A 20,536-nucleotide genomic window follows, 5' to 3' on the forward strand; every position below is an offset into this window, starting at 1 on the left:
GGCTCCCGTTTCCGTCTCTCAGCAGTGGATGGTCAGAGGGAGTCGTCGGCCCGGTCGCGGGCCATCCTGATGAGGTCGGCGACGTCCATGTCCTGGATGCTCACCGCCTCCTTCGCCGGTTCCGGCGCGGCGTCGGCGGCGCCGGCCAGTTCGAGGATCGATTCGAGGAGCCCGGCGCTCCGCAGCAGGCCGAGCGGGACCGACGACAGGACCTTCCTGATCTCGGCCTCTTCCGCCTCCTCCGGGCTCTGTTCGGCCGCCGACGGGAGGAGTTCCGACCGGAGGAACCGGGCCAGCCCGGCGGGGGTCGGATAGTCGAAGACCAAAGTGGCGGGCAGCCGCTGCGCGGTGACCATGGACAGCCGGTTGCGCAGTTCGACCGCCGTGAGGGAGTCGAAGCCGAGGTCCTGGAACGCCTGCCCGGCGCCGACGGTGTCCGGGGAGTCGTGCCCGAGCACGGCGGCGACCTCGGCCCTGACCAGGTCGGTCAGGATGCGCTCCTGCTCACCGGCGGGCTGGGCGGCCAGCCGGGTGACGAGCTCGGCCGGGGCGACCGGCTCGGGTCCCGCGCTCGGGGCCGGGACGAGCGTCCGCAGGTCGGTCAGCTCGCGGAACAGGGGCACGTGCCGCAGGTCGCCCATCGCCGAGGCGGCCTGGGCCCAGTTCATGTCCATCACGCTCATCGCGGCCTCGCCGGTCTCCAGCGCGGCGCCCAGCGCCCGCAGCGCGAGCCGGGGGTCCATGGCCTGGAGCGGACCGCGCCCGACCCTGCGGCGGACCGCCGCGTCGGCCTCGGCCATGCCGCCACCGGCCCAGACGCCCCAGGCGACGGAAAGAGCGGCCAGGCCGCGTCCGCGCCGGTTCTCGGCGAGCGCGTCGAGGTAGGTGTTCGCGGCCGAGTAGTTGCCCTGGCCCGCGCCGCCGAACGTCGCCGTGGCCGAGGAAAACAGCACGAAGGCCGACAGGTTCAGATCGGCGGTCAGTTCGTCGAGGTGGGCGGCTCCCCCGGCCTTCGGCGCCAGCACGCCTTCGAGCCGCGACGGGCTCATCCCTTCGAGGACGCCGTCGTCGGTCACGCCCGCTGTGTGCATCACCCCGGTCAGCGCCGGGCCGTCCGCCATCCAGGTCAGCATCCCGGCGACGTGGTCGCGGCGTGCGACGTCACCGGCCAGCACCGCGACGGCCGTGCCGCGCTCGGCCAGCCGTGCGGCCCGCTCGACGGTTCCCGGCGCCGTCGCACCCGAGCGGCTCCACAGCACGACCCGGGCCGTGCCGAGGTCGCCGAGCCAGTCGGCGACCTGCCCGCCGATCGCGCCGGTTCCGCCCGTGACCAGCACACTTCCTTGTACGAAGCTCTCGGCGACGGAGGCGTCCCGCTGACCGAGCGGGCGGCGGGCGCGCACCAGGCGGCGGCCCAGCACCCCCACCGGCCGGATGGCCACCTCGTTCTCACCGCACCCGGCCAGCACCCCGGCGAGCCGGGCGGCGGCCCGGTCGTCGAGGACCGGCGGCAGGTCGACCAGGCCGCCCCACCGGTCGGGATGCTCCATGCCGACGACCCGGCCGAGGCCGACGGCCTGCGCCTGCACCGGCCGCGACGGCGTCTCGTGCGGACCGGCCGCGACCGCGCCGCGCGTGAGCACCCACAGGGGCGCGCCCACGGCGGCCGCACCGAGCGCCTGCACGAGGGCCACCGTCGCGGCCAGGCCCGACGGCACCCCGGGGTGACCGGGCAGCGGCGCCTCGTCCAGCGCGAGCAGGGACAGCACCCCCGCGACCGGCATCTTCGGGAGGACGGCTGTCAGGTCCTCCCTCGTCGCCCCGGCTGGGACGGTGACGAGGGTGATCTCGGGCAGAGCCTTGACGCACTCTTCGGCCAGGCTGTGGCCGTCGGGGCCGGTCACCATCAGCCAGGTGCCCGTCAGCGGCACCGGCTCGGGGTCGGGGATGGCCGTCCAGGAGATCCGGTAGCGCCAGTCGTCGACCGCCGCCTCCTCACGGAAGTGCCGCCGCCACGACGCCAGCACCGGCAGCATCTCGCCGAAGGGGCGATCGGCGTCCACGTCCAGGTCGCCCTGTTCGACGGCGGTCCAGAACGTGGTCTCGTCGCCGGTCGCCGTGTCGGTGGGGATGGCCATGGGCTCGGCCCAGAACCGCTTCTTGGAGAAGGCGTAGGTCGGGAGGCCGACGCGGCGTCCGGGGCGCAGGACGGCGGGCCAGTCGACGTCTACCCCACGCACGTGGGCACGGGCGAGCGCGGTCAGGACCGAGTCGGCGGCGTGGGTCTTGGGGCGGAGCACCGGGACGAAGTCCTGGTCCTCGGGAGCGGTGAGCGCCGCCGAGCCCATCGCGGAGAGGGTGCCGTCGGGGCCGATCTCGACGAACATCGTCACGCCCAGCCCGGCCATCGCGTTCACCGCGTCGGCGAAGCGGACCGCCTGCCGCGCCTGCGCGGGCCAGTATCCGGCCTCGGGGGCGGTGACCGGCACGCCCGTCAGGGTGCCGACCCACGGCACCGCCGGGGCGCGGTGGGTCAGACCTGCGGCGACGTGGCCGAGTTCGTCCAGGACCGGGTCCATCAGGGCCGAGTGGAAGGCGTGGCTCACCCGTAGGCGCCGCACCCGCCGTCCCCGTTCGCGCCACCGCTCGACGACCGCGTCGACCGCCGCCGCCGCGCCGGAGACGACCACCGACGACGGGCCGTTCACCGCCGCCAGCGACACGGTCTCCAGGTCGGCGGCGATCTCCTCCTCGGTCGCCTGGACGGCGGCCATCGCGCCGCCGAGCGGGAGCCCCTGCATCAGCCGGGCCCGCGCCGCCACCAGCGCGCAGGCGTCCTCCAGGCTCAAAACCCCTGCCGTGTACGCAGCCGCGATCTCCCCCACCGAATGCCCGGCCACCACGTCCGGCACGATCCCCGCCGCCGCCAGGACCGCGACCAGGCCGACCTCCACCGCGAACAGCCCCGTCTGGGCGTACACCGTCTGGTCGGCCAGGGCCGTCTCCAGCGGGTCGCCGTGGTGCACGCCGTTCAGGCCGGACACGTGGGGGACGCTGAGCACGACGTCGCGGATGGCCAGGCCGAGTTCGGCCTCCAGCGCCGCCGCGACCCGGTCGAACGCCGCCGCGAACACGGGGCTGGCCGCATACAGCTCCCGGCCCATCCCGGCCCGCTGGGCGCCCTGCCCGGCGAACAGGAACCCGACGCGGGGCGTCCGGGCACCCTCGCCGACCAGCACCCCGGCCGTGCGTTCGCCCGCCGCCAGAGCGCGCAGCCCTGCGGTCAGCTCCTCGGTGTTCTCGCCCAGCACCACGGCGCGGTGCTCGAACCGCGTCCGGGTGGTGGCCAGCGACCAGCCGACGTCGACCGGGTCGAGGTCGTCGTGCACCCGGCCCGCGAGACGGTGGGCCTGCGCGGCCAGCGCGTCGGGCGTCCTGGCCGAGAGCGGCCACGCCAGCGGGGCGCCGCTGAGCACCTCCGGCCGGTCGGCGGGAATGTCCGCCGGGGCCTCGGGCGCCTCCTCGACGACGAGGTGGGCGTTGGTGCCGCTGATCCCGAATCCCGACACACCGGCCCGGCGCGGGCGGTCGCCTACACGCCAGGGCGCCGGGTCGGTCAGCAGCCGGGCGTGGCCCGCGGTCCAGTCGACGTGCGGGGACGCCTCGTCGGCGTGCAAGGTGCGGGGCAGGACCTCGTTCTCCAGCGCGAGCACCATCTTGATCACTCCGGCGACGCCCGCCGCCGCGCCCGTGTGGGCGATGTTCGACTTCACCGAGCCCAGCCACACCGGGCGGTCTTCCGGCCGGTCCTGCCCGTACGTGGCCAGGAGCGCCTGCGCCTCGATCGGGTCGCCCAGAACGGTGCCGGTGCCGTGCGCCTCGACCGCGTCGACGTCGCCGGTCCGCAGCCGGGCGTTGGCCAGGGCGGCCCTGATCACCCGCTGCTGGGAAGGACCGTTGGGGGCGGTGAGGCCGTTGGAGGCGCCGTCCTGGTTGACCGCGCTGCCGCGGATGACGGCCAGGATCGGGTGGCCGTTGCGCCGGGCGTCGGAGACCCGCTCCAGCAGGAGCATGCCGGCGCCCTCGCCCCAGCCGGTGCCGTCCGCCGTGGCGCCGAACGCCTTGCAGCGGCCGTCGGAGGCGAGGCCGCCCTGGCGGGAGAACTCGGTGAACAGTCCCGGGGTCGCCATCACGGTCGCGCCGCCCGCGAGGGCGAGCGCGCACTCGCCCGAGCGGAGCGCCTGGGCGGCCAGGTGGATGGCCACCAGCGAGGAGGAGCAGGCCGTGTCGACGGTGACCGCCGGGCCTTCGAGGCCGAGGGCGTAGGACACCCGGCCGGAGATGACGCTGCCCGCGCTGCCGGTGATCCCGTAGCCCTCCTGGCCGATGCCGTACCAGGAGCCGCCGTATCCGCCCGCGAAGACGCCGGTCGCGCTGCCGCGCAGGGTCGCCGGGTCGATGCCGCCGTGCTCCAGCGCCTCCCACGAGGTCTGCAGCAGGAGCCGCTGCTGCGGGTCCATGGCGAGGGCCTCCCGGGGGCTGATGCCGAAGAAGGCGGGGTCGAACTCGGCCGCGTCGTAGAGGAACCCGCCCTGCCGGGTGGTCGAGGTCGCACCGGAGTCGGCGGCGTAGACGGTGTCGGTGTCCCAGCCCCGGTCGGCGGGGAATCCGGCGATCGCGTCGGTGCCGGTGCTCAGCAGCTCCCAGAACCGCTCGGGGGTGTCGGCGCCGCCCGGGAAGCGGCAGCCGATGCCGACGATCGCGATCGGCTCGTCCGGCGCCGCCGAGGCGACGGCCGGGAGGTCGGGGGTGAGGTTTCTGGTCCCGCCCCGGCGCTGGAGTTCGGTGCGCAGGTACGCGGCCAGCGCACTCGGCATCGGATGGTCGAAGACGAGGGTCACCGGCAGTTTCAGCCCGGTGGCGGCGGCCAGCCGGTTCCGCAGCTCGACGGAGGTCAGCGAGTCGAACCCGGCGTCCCGGAACGCCCGTCCCGCCTCGATGACGTCGGCCGGGCCGTGCCCGAGCACCGCTCCGGCGTGGGCGCGGATCAGGTCGGTCAGCGCGCGGTCGGCCTCGGCCGGAGACAGGCCCGCGAGCCGCGCCCGGAGGGCCTCCCCGGCCGCACCGCCCTGCCCGGCCGCCCGGTTCACGCCACCGGACAGGGCCCGGAGCAGGGCCGGGACCATGGCGTTGGTGCCCGCCTGGGCGACCTGGGCGCGCAGCGCCGCCACGTTGAGCCGGGCCGGGACGAGCAGGGCGTCGTCCAAGGTCAGCGCGAGGTCCAGCAGCGCCAGCCCCTCGTCGGCGGGCATCGCGCTGACGCCGCCCCGGGTCATCCGGTCGCGGTCGGCGGCGCTGAGGTGGCCGGTCAGGCCGCTGGTGTCGGCCCACAGTCCCCAGGCGAGCGAGACGGCGTCGGGGCGGTGGGTGGCCAGAGCGTCCAGGAAGGCGTTGCCCGCCGCGTAGTTGCCCTGGCCCGCTGCGCCGAACGTCGCGGCGGCCGAGGAGAACAGTGCGAAGAAGTCGAGGTCCAGATCGGCGGTGAGCCGGTGCAGGTGCCAGGCGCCGTCCACCTTGGGACGCATCACGGCGTCGACGCGCGCGGCGGTCAGCGACCCGACGACGCCGTCGTCGAGCACACCGGCGGTGTGGACGACCCCGGTCAGCGGACTGCCTTCGGGGATCCCGGCCAGCAGTGCGGTCAGGGCTCGTGGGTCGGCGACGTCGCAGGCCACGACGTGGACCCCGGCCCCGGATCCGGCCAGGTCGGCGGCCAGCGTGGCGACCCCGGCGGCGAGCGGGCCGCTCCGGCCGGACAGCAGCAGGCGCGACGCGCGACCGGTCACGGCCAGATGCCGCGCGACCAGCCCGGCCAGGGTCCCGGTACCACCGGTGATCAGCACGGTCCCGGCGCGGGCGGTGGCTTCGGGGGTGCGGTCGGATGCGGTGGCGCGGACGAGCCTGCGGCCATGAGCCTTGCCGTGACGGATCGCGAGTTCGGGTTCGCCCGACCCGAGGGCGGCGGCCAGCGCGCCGATCGCCGGGGTGAGCTCCGGCGGATCGACCGGCAGGTCGGCGAGGACCAGCCGGTCGGGGTTCTCCGACTCCGCGGAGCGCACCAGTCCCCACGCGGCGGCGGCCGCGAGGTCGGTGACCGTCTCGCCACGCCCGGCGGCGACGGCGCCCCGGCTGACGACGACCAGCCGCGCGTCATCCGGGGTGTCCAGCGCGAGCCACCGCTGGACCAGGTCGAGCACCTCGGCGGTGGTCCGGCGGGCCGCCTCGGCCGGGTCCTCCTCGGAGCTGGAGGCCTCACCAACGAACGCGAGGACTGTTTCGAAGCCCAGATCATCGAGGTCGGCGCGGGTTTCGACGTCCACTCCGGCCGCAGCCAGGGAGTCGGCGAGGTTGAGCGGGTCGGCGCCGACGACGGCCCAGCGTCCGGCCGAGGCCGCCACAGGGACCGGGACGGGCACCCAGTCGACAGTGAACATCGCATCTCGTGTACGTGTCGCGGAGGCCCGCACCTGCTCCAGCGGAACCGGCCGGAGCGTCAGGGACTCCACCGACACCACCGGATCGCCAGTGGCGTCGAACCCGACCAGCGACAGCCGCCCGCCGGACCGGCCGAGGCGGACGCGGAGGGTGGTGGCACCGGCGGCGTACAGGGACATCTCGGTCCAGCCGGACGGCAGCAGGACGTCGGCGGGACCGGCGGCGGGCCAGCCGTTCCCGGCCAGCGCGACCGCGTCCAGGACCGCTGCCAAAAGGGCGGGGTGCAGGCCGTAGGCCGATGCCTCGTCGGGGAGGGCGACCTCGGCGAGCAGCTCGTCTCCGTCGAGCCAGGCCGCGCGGAGGGTGGCGTCGGTGGTCTCGTCCACGAGAGGTAAGGCGTCGGTGGGCGGCCAGGTCGCCGGAAGCGGCGTCGCGGCGGCCGGGCGGTCGGGGCCGACGGTGCCCCGGGCGTGGCTGGTCCAGGGGTCGTCGGACCGGGCGCGGCGGGCGTGGATCTCGACGGTCCGGTTCCCGTCGGCGTCCGGGCCACCCACGGCGACCTGGATCTGGACGGGCGTCCCGGCCTCGACCGTCAGCGGCGACGACGGGACCAGCTCGGCGACGCGGGGACACCCGGCCTGGTAGCCCGCCACGACCGCGAGTTCGGCGAGGAGGGTCGCGGCGGCGGCCGGTTCCGCGAGCCAGGGCTGGTCGGTGAGGCTGAGGCGTCCGGTGACGACCAGGCCGCCGCCGTCGGCGAGTTCGACCGCCGCGCCGAGCAGCGGGTGGCCGACCGGGTCGAGCCCGGCCGAGCCGACGTCCGCGCCGGAGACCGACGACCGGTACCAGTACGGCTGGTGCTGGAAGGCGTAGGTCGGCAGCGCGATCCGGCGCCCGGCCGGGAGCACCTTCGGCCAGTCGACGGCGACACCGCGCGTGTACGCCTCGGCCAGCGCGGCCAGGACCCGACCCGAGCCGCCGTCGTCGCGGCGGAGGGTCCCGGTGACCACGGGCGGCCGGTCGGGCACGGCCTCGTCGAGGGTGGCCAGGACGGCGGTGGTCAGCACCGGATGGGGAGAGGTCTCGACGAAGACGCCATAACCGGCGTCGCCCAGCACCCGGACCGCGTCCGCGAACTGGACCGGGGCGCGGAGGCTGGCGTACCAGTACTCGGCGCCGGCCTCCGACCCTTCGAGGATCTCGCCGGTCATGGCCGAGGCCATCGGCAGGCGGCCGGGCCGGGGGGTGATCGGCGCCAGCAGCGTGAGGATCTCGTCGCGGAGCTCCTCGACCTGGGGGCCGTGGGAGGCGTAGTCGACCGGGAGGCGGCGGGCCCGGACCCCCGCGGCCTCGCACACGGCGGCGAGTTCGTCGAGGGCGCCGGGGTCGCCGGAGACGACGGTCGCGCCGGGGCCGTTGACGGCGGCGACGTCCAGCCTGCCCGTCCACGGGAGGAGACGTTCCTCGACGGCGTCGGCGTCCTCGGCGATCGAGAGCATGCCGCCGCGCCCGGACAGCGCCGTCAACGCCTTGCTGCGCAGCGCCACGACCCTGGCGGCGTCGTCCAGGCTGAGGATCCCGGCGACGACCGCCGCCGCGATCTCACCCTGCGAGTGGCCGAGCACCGCGTCCGGGTGCACTCCGGCCGCCTCCCACACCGCCGCGAGCGACACCATGACCGCCCACAGCGCGGGCTGGACGACGTCGACCCGATCGAGGTCCAGCTCATCGTCCAAAGACCAGTCCGTGTACGGCTTCAAAGCCTTGGCGCACTCGGCCATCCGCGCCGCGAACACCGAAGACGACGCGGCGAGCTCCCGGCCCATCCCGGCCCACTGCGAACCCTGACCGGGGAACACGAACACGACCGGTCCCGCGTTCCCGCCGGTGGGAACCGCCCCCGTCACGGCCTGGGCGGACGGCTCACCCGTGGCGACCGCCGTCAGCCCGGCCAGCAGTTCCTCGCGGGTGCTCCCGAGAACGACGGCGCGATGCTCGAAAGCGGACCGGGTGGTGGCCAGCGACCACGCCAGGTCGGCCGGATCCTGCTCGTGGTCGGCATGGGCGAGCAGGCGCGCGGCCTGGGCGGCGCGGCCTTCGGCGGTGCGGCCGGAGACGAGCCAGGCGGTGGCGTCGGACAGAACCGGAGAACCGGTCGGCTCGGGGGTCTCCGGGTGGGGGGCGGCCTCCTCGATGATGACGTGGGCGTTGGTGCCGCTCATGCCGAACGAGGAGACGCCGGCCCGCCGGGGACGGCCCTCGGCCACCCACGGCCGCGCCTCGGCCAGGAGCCGGACGTCCCCGGCGGACCAGTCGATGGTGCCCGCGGGGTCGTCCGCGTGCAGGCTTCGGGGCAGCTCACTGTGCTGGAGGGCCAGCACGATCTTCATCACGCCCGCCGCACCGGCCGCCGCCTGGGTGTGCGCGAGGTTCGACTTCACCGAACCCAGCCACACCGGACGGTCCTCCGGCCGGTTCTGGCCGTAGGTGGCCAGCAGCGCCTGGGCCTCGATGGGGTCGCCGAGCGTCGTGCCGGTGCCGTGGGCCTCGACGGCGTCGACGTCGGCCGCCGTCAGCTTCGCGTTGGCCAGGGCGGCCCTGATCACCCGCTGCTGCGAGGGGCCGTTGGGCGCGGTCAACCCGTTCGAGGCGCCGTCCTGGTTGACCGCGCTGCCGCGGATCACGGCCAGCACGGGGTGCCCGTTGCGGTGGGCGTCCGACAGGCGCTCCAGCAGCAGCATCCCGGCGCCTTCGGCCATGCCCATGCCGTCGGCGGTGGCGGAGAACGCCTTGCAGCGTCCGTCTTGGGCCAGGCCGCGCTGTCGGGAGAAGCCGACCAGCGCGCCCGGCGTCGCCATCACGGTCACACCACCGGCCAGGGCCAGGGAGCACTCCCCCGTCCGCAGCGCCTGGGCCGCCAGGTGCAGGGCCACCAGCGACGACGAGCAGGCCGTGTCCACGGTGACTGCCGGGCCTTCGAGCCCCAGCGTGTACGACACCCGTCCCGAGATGACGCTGGTCGAGGCGCCGGTCATCAGGTGCCCCTCGGAACCGCCGCCACCCGAGGCGCCGTAACCCCACGACGACCCGCCCGCGAAGACACCGGTGTGCGAGCCCCGCAGGCTCACCGGGTCGATGCCGGCCCGCTCCAGCGCCTCCCAGGAGACCTCGAGCAGCAGGCGCTGCTGCGGGTCCATCGCCTGGGCCTCACGGGGGCTGATGCCGAAGAAGCCGGGGTCGAAGTCGGCGGCGTCGTGCAGGAACCCGCCCGAGCGGGCGTAGGAGGTGCCGGCCTTGTCGGGGTCGGGGTCGTAGAGGGCCTCGAGGTTCCAGCCCCGGTCGCCGGGCAGGTGGGTGATCGCGTCCCGGCCGTCGGAGAGCAGTTCCCACAGCCCTTCGGGGTCGTGGATCCCGCCGGGGAAGCGGCAGCCCATGCCGACGATGGCGATCGGCTCCCCGGCCGCCGCCGCGCTGACGGCCGCGACGGAGGCGTCCCCGACCAGGACGCCGAGCAGTTCGGCCCCCAGGTGCGCGGCCAGGACGGTCGTGGTCGGGTAGTCGAACACGAGGGTGGCGGGCAGGCGCAGTCCGGTGGCCTCGTTGAGGCGGTTGCGCAGGTCGACCGCGGTGAGCGAGTCGAACCCCAGGTCGCCGAAGGCCCGGCCGGGCTCGACCGCGTCGGGCGAGGCGTGCCCCAGCACGGCGGCGACGTGGGTACGCACGAGCTGGACCAGCGTCCGGTCGCGTTCGGCCACCGGCATCCGGGCCAGCCGCTCCCGCAGCGCCCCCGACCCGGCCCCGGCGTTCACCGCCGCCGTCACACCCGCGCGGATCGGCCCCGACAGTTCGTGCAGCAGCGGCGGCAGCGCACCGCCGCGCGCGGCCACGGCCCGGAGCCCGGCCACGTCGAGCCGGAAGGGCACGAGCAGCGCCTCGTCCCTGGCGAGGGCCCGGTCGAGGACGGCCAGCCCCTCCTCCGCGCCGAGTTCGTTGCCGCCCCCGCCGGTGGCCCTGGTGAGCATGCCCGCGCTCAGGTTCCGGCCGATGCCCTCACCGGCGACCCACGCGCCCCAGGCCAGCGACAGACCGGGCAGCCCGTTGGCGCGGCGGTGCGCGGCGAGGCCGTCGAGGAAGGCGTTGCCCGCGGTGTAGTTGCCCTGGCCGCCGCTGCCGAAGGTGGCCGCGGCGGAGGAGAACAGGACGAACAGGTCGAGGTCTGTGGTGAGTTCGTGCAGCAGCCAGGCGGCATCGGTCTTGGGCCGCATCACGGCGTCGACCCGTTCGGGCGTCAGCGACCCGATCACACCGTCGTCCACGATGCCCGCCGTGTGGACGACACCGGTCAGCCGCTCCCCGGCGATCAGCGTGGCCAGGGTGGCCCGGTCGGTGACGTCCCCGACGACGACGCGCACGTCGCCACCGGCCTCGGCGACACTCGCCGCAACGGCGGCGGCCCCGGCGGCGGCCGGACCCGACCGGCTCACCAGCAGCAGCCCCCGCGCCCGGCCGGTGGCGGCCAGGTGGCGCGCAGTCAGCCCCGCGAGCGTGCCCGTCCCACCGGTGACCAGCACCGTTCCCGGAACCCGCTCCGGTACGAAACCCTCAGACCCGTCGGCCTTGCCGGATTCAGGCGATTCGCCGGACTGATCCGTCGCGCTGGCCGGGCTGACCGTGCTGGCCGGGCGCACCAAGCGGCGCCCGTGGACGCGCCCCTCCCTCACGGCCAGTTCCGGCTCCGCCGAACCGAGCGCGCCGAGCAGCACCCGCAGGCTCTCTCCCAGATCCCCATGCGCGGGCAGGTCGGCCAGCACGAGGCGGCCGGGGTTCTCCGACTGGGCCGACCGCAGGAGGCCCAAAGCCGCAGAAGAGGCCAGGTCGGTCACGTCCTCTCCCGGTTTGGTGGCGACCGCGCCTCGGGTGACGACGACCAGACGCGACTCCGTCTCCAGCGCCAGCCACTCCTGGAGCAGGGCCAGGACCTCGTTGGTCACCCGCCGGGCCGCCCGGCCCTGGTCGGGATCGCCGACTCCGCCGACGGTGACCAGCACGTGATCGGGGATCGGATCGCCCGAGGAGGTCAGCGCGGACAGATCCCGGTGCGTGACCGAATCCGGCCAGTCGCCGATCAGCGCGTGCCGCTCCGAGGCCGGTTTCACGCTCGGGACCTGCACCCAGTCCACGCCGAACAGGACGTCTCTGGCGGTGGGGGCCGCAGTCATCGGGCGCAGTGCCAGCGATCCGACGCCGATGACCGGTGCGCCGGAACCGTCGACGGCGAGCATCGACACCGCGCCGTTCGGGTCCTGGCGGAGGCGGGCCCGGAGCGTCGTGGCGCCGGCGGCGTACAGGGTCACGTCCGACCAGGCGAAGGGCATCCGGGCGCCCGTGTCGGCCGACGCGGTCAGCCAGGTCGCCTGGAGCGCGGCGTCGAGCAGAGCGGGGTGCAGGCCGAAGGTGGCCGCGTCGGTGCCGGTCTGCTCGGGCAGGGCCACTTCGGCGAAGACGTCGTCGCCCCGGCGCCAGGCGGACTCCAGTCCCCGGAAGGCGGGGCCGAAATCCTGGCCTGCCGCCGCGAGGGCCTCGTACAGGCCGTCGAAACCGAGCGGGGCCGCGTCTTCCGGCGGCCAGACGGCGAAGTCGGCGGTGTCCACCTCGGCGGCGGAGGCGGCGGGGCCGACGCGGCCCGCGGCGTGCCGGGTCCAGGCGGTGCCGGTGTCCTGCGAGCGGGCGAAGATCTCCAGGTCGCGCAGGCCGGTGGCGTCGGGGCCGCCGAGGGTGACCTGGACCTGGACCTCCTCTTCGGGGGGCAGGACCAGCGGGGCGGCCAGGGTCAGTTCGTCGATCCGGGTGCACCCGGCCAGGTGACCGGCGACTACGGCCAGTTCGACGAAGCCGGTGCCGGGGAACAGGGCGGTCCCGCCCACGACGTGGTCGCCCAACCAGGGCTGGGTCCGCGCTGAGAGGCGTCCCGTGATGACCATGCCGTCGCCGTCGGCCAGTTCGACGGCCGCGCCGAGCAGGGCGTGCCCGACCGAGCTGAGACCGGCCGAGCGCAGGTCCCCGGCGCCCGCCGCCGAGGGCGACGGCCAGAAGCGCTGGTGCCGGAACGCGTAGGTGGGCAGGTCGATCCGGGCACCGCCGCCCAGCACCCTGGCCCAGTCGACGGCGACCCCCCGGACATGCACTTCGGCGAGGGAGGCCAGCAGGCGGGTGGCGCCGCCGTCGTCGCGGCGGAGCGTCCCGGCCACGACGGGTGCGGAGCCGGAGGTCCCGAGGTCCTCGATCGTGGCGCCGATGGAGGCGGTCAGGACGGGATGGGGCGACACCTCGACGAAGACGCCGTGGCCGCCCTCGCGCAGGATCCGGGTCGCGCGATCGAACTGGACGGGTTCGCGGAGGCTCGCGTACCAGTAGCCCGCATCGGCCTCGGGGCCGGTCAGGTGCTCACCGGTCATCGCCGACACCATCGGAATCCGGCCGGTCTGGGGCGTGACGCCCTCCAGGAGCGTGAGGATCTCCTCGCGCAGTTCCTCGACCTGAGGGCCGTGGGAGGCGTAGTCGACGGGCAGCATCCGCGCCCGGACACCGTCACGTTCGCACTCGGCCAGGAGCGTGGCCAGCGCCTCCGGATGACCGGAGACCACCGTCGCGGCGGGACCGTTCACCGCCGCGATCGACACCCGATCACGTGACGACCCATCGCGGCCTGCGGTCTCGGCGGCCGGAGACTTCTTGCGGCCCCGCTTCTTGGGCTCCTGCTCGGCCGCCATGCGACCGGCCAGCGCCTCGACCCGGCTCCGAACTGCGGCGACCGGCTCTGCGATGGACAACATCGCCCCGCGCCCCGACAGCGCGGTCAACGCCTTGCTCCGTAGTGCGACCACCTTGGCGGCGTCGTCCAGGGAAAGGATCCCGGCGACGACCGCAGCGGCTATCTCACCCTGCGAGTGGCCCACCACTGCGTCTGGCCGCACACCGGCCGCCTCCCACACGGCGGCCAAGGAGACCATGACCGCCCACAGCGCGGGCTGCACCACGTCGACCCGGTCGAAATCCAGGTCGTCGTCGTTCAGAGACCAGTCGGTGTAGGGCTTCAAAGCGTCAGCGCACTCGGCCATCCGCGCCGCGAACACCGGAGAAGACGCAGCAAGATCACGGCCCATCCCGGCCCACTGCGACCCCTGACCAGGGAAGACGAACACGGTTCGCCCTGGCGCGGCGGCCGTTCCGGTGGCGAGGCCGGGGGCCGGGTGGCCTTCGGTGACGGCGGTCAGGCCGTCCAGGAGGTCGGTTCTGGTGGCGCCGACCACGACGGCGCGGTGGTCGAAAGCGGACCGGGTGGTGGCCAGCGACCAGGCCACGTCGGCCGGATCGTGCTCCGGCCCGGCCTGAGTGAGCAGGCGCGCGGCCTGGGCGGCCAGACCGTCGGAGGTGCGGGCGGAGACGAGCCAGGCGGTCGCATCCGACACCAGCGGAATCCGATGTTCGATCTCGGCCGGGAGGGGCGCCTCTTCGAGGATCAGGTGGGCGTTGGTGCCGCTGATGCCGAAGGAGGAGACGCCCGCGCGGCGGGGGCGGCCGTTGGCAGGCCACGCCACCGGTTCGGTGAGCAGCCGGATGTCGCCCATCGACCAGTCGATGTGCGGGGAGGGCTCGGCCGCGTGCAGGGTGGCCGGGAGTTCGCCGTGCCGCAGGGCGAGGACCATCTTCATCACCCCGGCGACGCCCGCGGCCTGCTGGGCGTGCCCGATGTTCGACTTCACCGAGCCCAGCCACAGGGGGCGTTCCCTGTTCTGCCCGTACGTCTCCATCAGCGCCTGCGCCTCGATGGGGTCGCCGAGGGTGGTGCCGGTGCCGTGCGCCTCGACGGCGTCCACGTCGGAGGGGGCCAGACCCGCACCCGCCAGCGCCGCCCTGATGACCCGCTGCTGCGAGGGGCCGTTGGGCGCGGTCAGCCCGTTGGAGGCGCCGTCCTGGTTGATCGCGCTGCCCGCGATCACCGCCAGTACCTGGTGGCCGTTGCGTTGCGCGTCCGAGAGCCGTTCCAGGACGACCATGCCCGAACCCTCGCCGAGCGCCATGCCGTCGGCGGCGGCGGCGAACGCCTTCGACCGGCCGTCGGCGGCCAGCGCCCCCTGCTGGGTGAAGCTGAGGAACTCGGCCGGGTCGACCATGATCATCACGCCACCGGCCAGGGCGAGCGAGGACTCCCCTGTCCGCAGCGAGGCGGCGGCCAGGTGCAGCGCCACCAGGGACGCCGAGCAGGCCGTGTCCACCGTCACCGCCGGGCCTTCCAAACCCAGGGTGTACGAGACCCGGCCGGAGATCACGCTGGGGATGTTGCCGGTGAGCAGGTGCCCTTCCGCGCCGTCACCGGACACGCCGAGCGCCGAGTATCCGGACGCGGCGGCGCCGACGAAGACGCCGGTCATCGAGCCGCGCAGCGAGGCCGGGTCGATGCCGGCGTTCTCCAGCGCCTCCCAGGAGGTCTCCAGGAGAAGCCGCTGCTGCGGGTCCATCGCGAGGGCCTCGCGCGGGCTGATCCGGAAGAACGCCGGGTCGAAGTCGCCCGCGCCGTCGACGAAGCCGCCTTCGGTCGCGGACGACAGGTCGAGGGTGTCCCAGGCGTCCCACCCACGGTCGGCGGGGAAACGCGAGATCGTGTCGACGCCCTCGCTGAGCATGCGCCACATGGCGTCCGGGCTGTCGACGCCGCCGGGGAACCGGCAGCCCATGCCGACGATGGCGATCGGGTCACCGGTCACCGCCGCCGCGACCGGCGTGACCGCCCGCGCGGCACCGGCGAGCTGCTCGCCGAGGTGGCGGCAGAGCGCCTCGGGGGTCGGGTAGTCGAAGACGAGGGTGGCGCCCAGCCGCAGGCCGGTGGCCTCGTTCAGCCGGTTGCGCAGGCCGACGGCGGTCAGCGAGTCGAACCCGAGCTCGGCGAACGTCCGGCCGGGCTCGATCGCGTCCGGGGACTCGTGCCCGAGCACGGCGGCGATGTGGCCGTGGACGATCTGCGCCAGCACCCGCTCGCGTTCTGCGGCGGGGACCCGGGCGAGCTTGCGGTGCAGTGCGCCCGACCCGGCGCCGGTGTTGACGGCCGAGGTCACGCCGCGTGTCGGCCCGGCGAGCGCGTGCAGGACCTGCGGCAGGGTGGCGCCGCGGGCGGCGGCGGTCCGCAGGCCGGGGACGTCCAGGCGGAAGGGCACGAGGAGGGCGTCGTCGCGGCCGAGGGCGAGGTCGAGCAGGGCCAGGCCCTCTTCCGCGCCGAGTTCTGCGGTGCCGCCGCCGGTGGCCCGGGACAGCAGGCCGTGGCTGAGGTTGCGGCCGATCCCGGCGCCGGTGACCCACGATCCCCAGGCCAGCGACAGACCGGGCAGGCCGGAGGCCCGGCGGTGGGCGGCCAGGCCGTCGAGGAACGCGTTGGCGGCGGTGTAGTTGCCCTGTCCAGGACCGCCGAAGGTGGCGGCGGCCGAGGAGAACAACACGAAGAGGTCGAGGTCGGTGGTCAGCTCGTGCAGGATCCAGGCCGGATCGGTCTTCGGCCGCAGCACGGCCTCGACCCGCTCGGGGGTGAGCGACGCGATCACGCCGTCGTCGATGATCCCCGAGGTGTGGACGACCCCGCTCAGCGGTTCCCGGGAGATCAGCCCGGCCATTGCGATTCGGTCGGCGGCGTCGGCGGCGACGACACACGCATCGGCACCCGCTTCCGCGAGGTCGGCGGCCAGCAGGGCGGCCCCGGGGGCTGCCGGTCCCGAACGGCTGACCAGCAGCAGCCGCCGGGCCCTGCCGGTGGCGGCGAAATGCCGCGCGGTCAGCCCGGCCAGCGTTCCCGTACCTCCGGTGACGAGGACTGTGCCCGCGACCCGCTCGACGGGTTCGGCGACGGCTGACGGGCGGACCAGCCGGCGCCCGTACGCGCGCTGGTCGCGGATCGCCAGTTCGGGCTCCGCCGATCCGAGTGCCCCGGCGAGCACGCCCACCGGCAGGGCCTCGTCGCGCAGGTCGACCAGGACGGTACGGCCCGGGTCCTCCGACTGCGCCGAGCGCAGCAGCCCCCAGACGGCGGAGGCGCCCAGGTCGGTCACGTCCTCGCCGGGCAGCGCGGCGACCGCGCCCCGGGTGACGACGACCAGACGGCTGCCGGGCAGCGGCGCCGCCAGCCAGGTCTGGGCCGTCTCCAACGCTTCGACGGTGAGCCGCCGGGCCGACCGCGCCCGGTCGGCGTCGGCGGTGCCGTCCAGTCCGACGAGCACCACCTCGGGCACGACATCGCCCGACTCAGTTGCCGCCGTGAGCGCGGCCAGGTCGGGATAGAGGACGAGGTCGACCCCGGCCCCGGACAACGCGGAAGCCAGGCCGAGGGGGTCGGCACCGACGACGCCCCACCGGCCGACGGGCGCCGCCGACACCGGCACGGGCAGCCATTCGACGGCGAACAGCGCGTCCCTCAGCACGGGCGTGGCCGTCGCCTCGACCGGGCGCATGTCCAGCGACCCGACGGAGACGACGGGGGTGTCCGCGCCGTCGACCGCCAGGAGCGAGAGCGTGCCGTCGGGGTGGTTCCGCAGCCGGGCCCGGACCGCCGTCGCGCCCGCCGCGTAGACCGCGACGTCCGTCCAGCGGGCGGGCATCTGGGGCTGCCACGCCGCCTGGAGCACGGTGTCCAGGACGGCGGGGTGCAGGCCGAAGGAGCCGGCTCCGGCGGCGGTCTGCTCGGGCAGGCTGACCTCGGCGAAGACGTCGTCGCCGCGCCGCCAGACCGCCTCCAGGCCCTGGAACGCCGGGCCGAACTCCTGTCCGGCCTCCGCGAGGGTCTCGTACAGGCCGTCGAGGGCGATGGGTTCGGCGTCGTGTGGGGGCCAGGTCTCGAAGTCGGTGACGTCCACGTCGGGAGGGGTGACCGGGCCGACGTGGCCGGAGGCGTGCCGGGTCCATTCGGCGCCGCCGTCCGCCGGGCGGGCGAAGATCTCCACGTCGCGCAGGCCGTCGGGGCCGGGGCCGCCGAGGGTGACCTGGACCTGGACCTCCTCGTCGGGGAGGAGCGTCAGCGGTTCGGCCGGGGTCAGGTCGGCGATGCGGGTGCAGCCGGCGAGGAAGCCCGCGACGACCGCGAGTTCGACGAGACCGGCGCCGGAGAAGGTGGCCGTCCCGGCGATCCGGTGGTCGGCGAGCCAGGGCTGGGCGCGGGCCGAGAGGCGTCCGGTCAGCACCAGTCCGTCGCCGTCGGCGAGTTCGACGGCCGCGCCGAGCAGGGGGTGACCGACCGAGTTCAGCCCGGCCGCGCGCAGGTCGCCCACGCCACCGGCCAGCGACGGCGGCCAGAACCGCTGGTGCTGGAAGGCGTAGGTCGGCAGGCAGACCGGGGAACCGGTGGGCAGCACGGTGGTCCAGTCGACGGCGACCCCGCGCACGTGCGCCTCGGCCAGGGAGGCCAGCATGCGGACGGGCCCGCCGTCGTCGCGGCGGAGGGTGCCGGTGACGACCGGCGCGTCGTGGAGAGTGGCGGCGATCGCGGTCGCCAGCACCGGATGCGGGGAGACCTCGACGAACACGCCGTAGCCGTCGCGGCCGAGCCGCTCGACGCCCTCGGAGAACCGGACGGTGGCGCGCAGGCTCGCGTACCAGTACTCCGGGCCCGCCTCCGCGCCGTCGAGGTAGTCGCCGGTCATCCCGGAGACCATGGGGATCGTCGCGGGGCCGGGGGTGATGCCGTCGAGGGCGGTGATGATCTCGTCCCGGAGCTCCTCGACCTGCGGGCCGTGCGGCGCGTAGTCCATCGGGACGAACCGGGCCCGCACCCCGTCGCTCTCACACTCGTCGGCGAGCGCCTGGAGGTCGTCGACCGCGCCGGAGACGGTGATCGCCTCGGGACCGTTGACCGTCGCGACCGCGAGGAGCGCGTGCCGGGCCAGCCGGGTCTCGACCGCCTCCAGGGACGCGGCGATCGACAGCACCCCGCCCCGCCCGGCCATCGCCATCATGGCCCGGCCGCGGCGGGCGACGACCCGCGCGCCGTCCTCCAGGGACAGCACCCCGGCGACGACGGCGGCGGCGATCTCGCCCTGGCTGTGCCCGATCACCGCGTCCGGACGGACGCCCGCCGCCTCCCAGACCGCCGCGAGCGACACCATGACCGCCCACAGCGCCGGGTGCACGACGTCGATCCGCGACAAATCGGCCCCTTCGGACAGCACGTCCATCAGGTCCCAGCCGACGTGTGGCGCGAGGGCCCGGCCGCACTCGGCCAGCTTGGCCGCGAACACCGGGCTGTGCAGGGCCAGCTCACGACCCATGCCGACCCACTGGCCGCCCTGACCGGGGAACACGAACACCTTCGGCCCGGCCCCGCCACCTGCGGGGATCGCGCCGCTGACCACACCTGCCGAAGGTTCGCCGGCGGCGAGTGCGGCCAGGCCGCCGGTCAGCGCGCGGCGGTCGGTGCCGACGACGACGGCTCGGTGCTCGAACGTCGCGCGGGTGGTGGCCAGCGACCAGCCGATGTCGACCGGGTCCTGTTCCGCCGCCCCGGCGCCGAACGCGGCCAGCCGCCCGGCCTGCGCCGTCAGCGCCGACGCGGTGCGCGCCGACACGAGCCAGGCCATGGCCGGGCCGGTGAGGACCTTGGGCTTGCGCGGCTCCTCCGGTTCGGAGACGGCCTCCTCGGCCGGCGCCTCCTCGACGATGACGTGGGCGTTGGTGCCGCTGATGCCGAAGGCCGAGACGCCGGCCCGGCGGGGGTGGCCGTTCGTGGTCCAGCCGACCGGCTCGGTGAGCAGCCGCACGTCACCGGCGGTCCAGTCGACGCGCGGGGTGGGTTCGTCCACGTGCAGGGTGCGGGGCAGTTCCCGGTGCCGCAGGGCCTGCACCATCTTGATCAGACCGGCCGCGCCGGCGGCGGCGCCGGTGTGGCCGAGGTTCGACTTGACCGAGCCGAGCCAGAGCGGGCGGTCCGGGGTGCGGCCGCGCCCGTAGGTGGCCAGGATCGCCTGGGCCTCGATCGGGTCGCCGAGCACGGTGCCGGTGCCGTGCGCCTCGACGGCGTCGACGTCGTTCGGGGAGAGCCGGGCGTTGGACAGCGCGGCCCTGATGACCCGCCGCTGGGCGGGGCCGTTGGGTGCCGAGAGGCCGTTGCTGGCGCCGTCCTGGTTGACGGCGCTGCCGCGGATCACGGCGAGTACCGGGTGGCCGTTGCGGCGCGCGTCGGACAGGCGCTCCAGCAGGAACATCGCGGCGCCCTCGCTCCAGCCGATGCCGTCGGCGGCCCCGGCGAACGCCTTGCAGCGCCCGTCGGCGGCCAGGCCTCCCTGCTCGGCGAAGTCGGCGAACGAGTCGGGGTTGGCCAGCACGGTCACCGCCCCCGCCAGCGCCATCGAGCACTCCTCGGAGCGCAGCGACTGGCAGGCCAGGTGCAGCGCGACCAGCGACGACGAGCACGCCGTGTCCACCGTCACGGCCGGTCCTTCGAGCCCCAGCGTGTACGCGATGCGGCCGGAGATCACGGCGGTCAGCCCGCCGGTGAGCATGTAGCCCTCGGTGCCCTCCAGCCCGGCCACGCTCACGCCGTAACCGGAGTTGGAACCTCCGGCGAAGACGCCGGTCTTGGAGCCGCGCAGCCCGGCCGGGTCGATGCCCGCGTGTTCGAGCGTCTCCCAGGCGACCTCCAGCAGCATGCGCTGCTGCGGGTCCATGGCCAGCGCCTCACGCGGGCTGATGCCGAAGAACCCGGGGTCGAACATCGGGGCGTCCTGGACGAACCCACCCGTCTGCACGTATTTCGTCTCGGTGCCCGAGACCACGGCCTCCCAGCCACGGTCGTCGGGGAACCCGGTGATCGCGTCACCGCCGTCGGTCACGAGGTCCCAGAGTTCCTCCGGGTTGGTCACCCCGCCGGGAAAGCGGCACCCCATGCCGACGATCGCGATGGGCGCCCAGGACGCGGCGCTGAGCTGCCGGTTGCGCTGGCGCAGGCGGTCGGCTTCCTTGAGGGAGGCCCGCAGCGCGTCGAGAACCTTGTCCGCCGGCATGGTCATTA

General features: G+C 75.1%; 1 protein-coding gene. It reads right to left on the reverse strand.

Annotated features, from left to right (window positions below):
* Positions 1 to 32 precede the first annotated feature (32 nt).
* Complete coding sequence (locus tag ACYQ78_RS09245) at positions 33 to 20,534, reverse strand: type I polyketide synthase (protein ID WP_459800322.1); 20,502 nt, start codon at positions 20,532 to 20,534, stop codon at positions 33 to 35.
* Positions 20,535 to 20,536: the final 2 nt, after the last annotated feature.

This window comes from Herbidospora sp. RD11066 (genome assembly GCF_054661255.1).